At 63.5% G+C, this 5,130-nt stretch carries 4 protein-coding genes; 2 read left to right on the top strand and 2 right to left on the bottom strand.

Annotation, left to right across the window (positions count from 1 at the left end; genetic code table 11):
* Positions 1–56: 56 nt before the first annotated feature.
* Positions 57–1,607, bottom strand: a complete 1,551-nt coding sequence (locus tag NW852_RS09970) for a YifB family Mg chelatase-like AAA ATPase (protein WP_414371123.1) — start codon at positions 1,605–1,607, stop codon at positions 57–59.
* 158 nt (positions 1,608–1,765) lie between these two features.
* On the opposite strand from NW852_RS09970, the gene NW852_RS09975 reads away from it, so the two are divergent.
* Positions 1,766–3,697 carry a peptidase M3 gene (locus tag NW852_RS09975; protein ID WP_414426698.1) on the top strand — a complete coding sequence of 644 codons (1,932 nt, stop codon included), beginning with the start codon at positions 1,766–1,768 and terminating at the stop codon, positions 3,695–3,697.
* A 281-nt stretch (positions 3,698–3,978) separates the two neighbouring features.
* Here NW852_RS09975 and NW852_RS09980 read toward each other — a convergent pair whose 3' ends face one another.
* The gene (locus tag NW852_RS09980) at positions 3,979–4,416 is read right to left on the bottom strand and encodes a hypothetical protein (RefSeq protein WP_414364503.1); all 438 of its coding nucleotides are present in this window, start codon (positions 4,414–4,416) and stop codon (positions 3,979–3,981) included.
* A gap of 186 nt (positions 4,417–4,602) precedes the next feature.
* On the opposite strand from NW852_RS09980, the gene NW852_RS09985 reads away from it, so the two are divergent.
* On the top strand, positions 4,603–5,130 hold the full coding sequence (locus NW852_RS09985) for an adenine phosphoribosyltransferase (RefSeq protein WP_414364504.1): 528 nt from the start codon (positions 4,603–4,605) through the stop codon (positions 5,128–5,130).

Below are 5,130 nucleotides of genomic sequence, written 5' to 3' on the forward strand. Positions count from 1 at the left end.
CTCCCTCTGGGAGAGGGGCCGGGGGTGGTCGCGTGAGCGGCGCGGAGCGCTTGGGCTCAGAGCCGCCCGCGATCCAGGCTGCGATACTGAATGGCCTCGGCGAGGTGGGTGGGGGCGATGGCCTCGGCGCCCTCCAGGTCGGCGATGGTGCGGGCCACCTTGAGGATGCGGTCGCTCCCCCGCGCAGACAGGCCCAACTTGTGGATGGCGCTCTCTAGGAGCTTACGGCAGGGATCCGACAGGGCACACCACTGCCGCAGGTGGCGGGGTTGCATTTGGGCGTTGCAGTGGATCCCAGGTTCGTCCTGGAAGCGCTGCCGTTGGCGTTGCCGCGCCCGTTCCACCCGCTGCCGCACCGCTTGGGAGGATTCGCCCCCCTGGAGGCGGACAATTTCTTCCGGCTTGAGGCGGTTGACCCGCACCTGCAAATCAATGCGATCGAGCAGCGGGCCGGAGAGCTTGGACCAGTAGCGCTCCCGCTGCTGCGGCGTACAGGTGCAGGGCTGAACGGGATCCCCGTAGAAGCCGCAGGAACAGGGGTTGGTGGAGGCCACCAGGGTGGTTTGGGCGGGAAACTCTAAAGAAACGCGGGCGCGGGAGATGGTAACCTTGCCGTCTTCCAAAGGCTGGCGCAGCACCTCCAGCACCTCACGGCGAAATTCCGTCAGTTCGTCCAAGTACAGGACACCGTGGTGAGCAAGGGAGATCTCACCAGGCTTGGGGTAGGGGCCACCACCCACCAGCGCCACCGCCGAGGCCGAATGGTGGGGAGCCCGAAAGGGTCGCTGCGTAATCAGGGGAGTCTGGCGTCCTAGGTGCAGGTTTTGCCGTAGCAGGCCCGCTGCTGAGTAGATGCGGGTGATCTCCAACATTTCCTCCCACTGCAGCCGGGGCAGGATGCCGGGCAGACGCCGCGCCAGCATGGTTTTGCCCGCTCCTGGGCTGCCCACCAGCAGCAGGTTGTGCCCGCCGGCCGCCGCAATCTCCAGAGCCCGCCGGGCGTGTTCCTGCCCCTTCACATCGGCCAAATCCAGTAAGGGTTCCGTTTCAGGGGGCAGCAGCTGCTCCGGCTGGATCCGCACTGGCTCAACTCCCTGGGGGTTTTGCAGCCAGCTCACCACCGCTGCCAAAGAGGGCAGCCCATACACCTGGATCCCTTGCACCAGGGCTCCTTCCGGAGCATTCTCCTGGGGCACCACCAGGCGGCGGATCCCCATCTCGGCGGCACTGGCGGCAATGGGCAAAACACCCGCTACGGGGCGCAGGGTGCCATCCAGGGCCAATTCCCCCAGCAGCAGGGTGTTGGCCAGCGCTTCTCCCTCAACCACTCCTGCGGCTGCCAGAATGCCGATGGCGATGGGCAGATCAAAGCTGGGGCCCTCTTTGCGCAGATCAGCGGGGGCCAAGTTGACGATGATCCGCCGCTGCGGCAGGGCAAAGCCGGAGTTCTTGATGGCCGCCCGTACCCGCTCTTTGGCCTCTTGAACGGCTGTGTCGGGCAGCCCCACCAGGGTAATCTGCGGCAAGCCACCGCCAACGTCCACCTCCACCGTGACCCGCACGGCCTTGAGTCCCAGTAGAGCAGCAGCAGTGACCTGGGCAAACAAAAGCGTCGCCTCCTCTGGAAAGCTTTTCCACGAATGATTGTCTCCCGACACCTATCCTGGAGGAAGTACATTGGCTTGTGCAGGCCTAATCCTCAGCTGCGGCTGGGTTGGCTTAGCTGACAAGCCAAAGAGGGGATGCCCCCATCTCTAGGAGGCTGGTGCTGGTGGTCTTTCCTACGGCTGAACCCCCTTTTGAGCGTTTCGCCAGCTCTGGGCAAGAGGGTGCCCCAAGCTGGAATGACCTGGAGGAGCAGGTGCAGCAGTTTGCCCGGCGCTACCGGGGGCGAGTGGCCCAGCTTAGCCCACCAGAGCTGGGGAAGGCGCTGCAGATCTTGGCGCAGCTGACGCAAGCTCTGGCGGCCCACCTCGCCGGGGACAGGGAAGGGATCCCAGCTGACTCCGGCTGGACAGGGGCAGTCCCCAACTGGAGGGATCTGGAGCGGGCTATCTCCCTGCAGAGCCACTTGCTGTTTTTCCCTCTGGAGTTGCAGTCGCTGCCGGCTGTTTCCCCCGACGAACCTGCAGCCGAGCTGCCACTTGAGTCAAAGGATCAGCGCTTGGATCTTTTGGTTGCTGCCTGTGTCGAGCCGCTGCTGCGTCCCTTTCGCCAGTTTTTGTGTGGCCTCTTCCAGCAGCGGGGTCATCAACAGGCGGAGCCTCTGGAGCGCCTGCTCCACCAGCAGCGCCTGGCCGGACGCTTGGCCTGGCGGCAGTTGTGGCAAGTCACCCTCGCCTCCCTCCCTGGCCAGGGCCTGGGGCTCCCCCAACCCCAGTCGGCTGAAACTCTTACCCACCTGCAGAGCCTGCAAACCCATCCCAGCGCCGAGATCCGCTGGGCGGCCTACCAGCGGTTGGGCCAACACCTGGAAGCCCATGCAGAGCTGGGGGGATTTATTCTCAGCATCCTCATCCGCGACCACCTCTGGGAGGCCCAGTGGCGGGGCTACGATTCTGCCGTCGATCTGTACCTGGCTCGCCACGGCCTCGGCCAGACCTTTTGGGAGCATCTGCTAGACGGGATCCACGATCGCTTTGACCTGTTCCAGCGCTACTACCGCCTAAAAAGCCGCGCCCTGAGCCGTTCCATCCGTACCTGCGACCTCTATGCCCCTTGGGGAGATCCGGCTCCTCGCCTCACTGCCGCCGAGGCCACCTTCCTGGTCTGGTCTGCTTTGCAGGAGTTCTGCCCCGAGTGCGCTGCCCAAGCCAAGCCCTGGCTGCCGGAAATTACCTCCCAACTGGAAGCAAGCCGTGGGGAGACCGACTCCTTCCCTTGGCCACTAGAGACGCCCCTTCCAGGGGGTGAATCCCTTGCCTCCCTACTGCGAGCCCTTGCGGCCCTCAGCCGGCGGCTCCGGCCTGAGGAGCCCCGACTTTGGCTGGAGCTAGAGGAGTTGCAGGGAGCTACTCGGCCCTCCTGGGAGGTGGGGGTGCATACCGCGTTTTTACAGCAGATGCTGCTAGGCTACCTGCTTGAGACGGCGCGAGGCACACCAGGGGGGGTGCCTCTCCGTTTCCGCAATGGCGTCAGCGGGCCGGAGACCTTTCTCTCCAGCAGCCTCCAGTTGGCCCAAGCCCTGTTGATTTACCACCTGGAGGCCCAGCTGCAGGCTGTGTTTTACCAGAGCTTGATTGCGCGGCTGGAGCTGCTTCTCTACCGCTCGGGGATCCCAGGGGGCGACACCCCTCTGCTGGCGCCCTCTGAGGCCAGCCCTACCTACTGGGTCAGCGAAGAGTGGCTGAAGCTGTGCCAAGAGCTGTGTGGCGATGCGGTGGAGCTGCTGCCGGAAGACCAGTTCCGCTGGGTGGGGATGCCGGAGCTGTTTCTCCGCCCTTTTAGCAGCCATCAGGCCAGCCTGGCCAGACTGGTTGCCCTGGCCTGCCACCGCCAGTATCATCTGTCTCCCCGCACCTTCTTGCCCCGTTACCTGAATTGGCTGGCCAGCCCGCCCGGATCCCTGACCTGGGAAGAATCGGCCCAGATGCTCCAGGTGAAGCTGAGCGACCCAGAGGCAGTGTTGCAGGGGTTGGAGGAGCTGGAGCGTTGGATCGAGGTGCTGGAAGAGCTGCTAGAAGAGGAGCAAGACTAGAGGAGGGCTACCGGCCGACCGTTGGCATCGGCGGAATGGCCGCGTCACCCCTGGTAGGGGGAGCCCCGGGCTGCCGCTAGTCAGGGTTTTGCTGAAGAAAACCGCTCGCGTAAGCGGGACGGGCTCCTCACAGGGGTTCGTTTCTGTTTAGCGTTGTACAAGTCCCCCGGAGCGGCTATCTCATTCCCACCATTGCGGCCAGCCGCGCCATCAACTGCCAGGGCCGCGAGCGCGGTTCTGTTACCGAAGTGCTGGTCTCGTCAAAGTAGCCGGCCAGACGGCTACTCGATCACCACATTCTTGGGCCCGCTGTTCACCTCTGGGCGACCCTGATTGAAGTTGGCCAGGAACGTGTCCGGATCCTTGAGGCTGAAAACCAACTTTTTGCAGGATACTTGCAGCCCCAGGGGCCCCAGCAGGGGGATGAAGAGGGTCTTTTCCTGCAGCAGCGGGATGGCAATTACCCCCTGGGTGCTGGTTACCGCGCCCACCAGCCCCTGGAAATCGGTGCGCACGCCCAGGCCGTAGAACCAGGGCCAAGAGAAGCGCTCCCCTTGTCCCAACTCGCTCAGGGAGAAGGTTTCGTTGAACAGGTTGCCCGCCCGGACAATCAACTTGTCCTGCAGCAGATCGACGTAAGCCGACTCACTGCCCACCCCAAACAGAGCCAGCGGCAAACTTGCCAGCGGATTGGAGTCAATGGCCATGTAATAGCGCATGAGAAGTCTCCAGAGTCAGGAACAGAAAGACCAGGTGAGCCGCGGCTCCTAGCCCTGCCAATTATAAAAAATCTTCCCCGGTGCCGAACGGACAAAAAGGGATCCCATCTGCCCTTAAGCTAAGCAGGTATGATGGGTTGCTTGGAGCGCCCTTTCGGCAAGCCACTGGCCAACGAGGAAAACAGGATGGATTTGCGCGCCTTCATCCGCTTGGTGCCCGATTTTCCCAAACCCGGGATCCTCTTTCGCGACATAACCCCCCTCTTGGGGGATCCGGCGGGCTTCCGGGCTGCTATTGAACAATTGGCCGCTGGCACCACCTCTATGGGATCCCTGGACTATGTGGTGGGCATCGAGTCGCGCGGCTTTATTTTAGGAGCTGCCCTGGCTCAGCATCTGGGTTTGGGATTTGTCCCGGTTCGCAAGCCGGGCAAGTTGCCGCCGCCGGTGCTCAGCCAAATCTACAGCCTGGAATACGGCCAAGACCAGTTGCAACTTCATGCCCACGCCCTGCGCCCCGGCAACCGAGTGGTGATCGTAGATGATGTCATCGCCACCGGGGGCACCGCCGCTGCCACCGCCCAATTGGTGGCCCAGAGCGGCGCTGAGGTGGGGGGGTTTGCCTTCTTGATCGAGCTGGCTTTCTTGTCGGGCCGCAAGCTCCTGCCCCCTGAGATCCCCACCCATGTGGTGATGGTGGACGAATCCAACTGA

The sequence above is a fragment of the Synechococcus sp. H60.1 genome (assembly GCF_047462335.1).
Classification (GTDB): domain Bacteria; phylum Cyanobacteriota; class Cyanobacteriia; order Thermostichales; family Thermostichaceae; genus Thermostichus.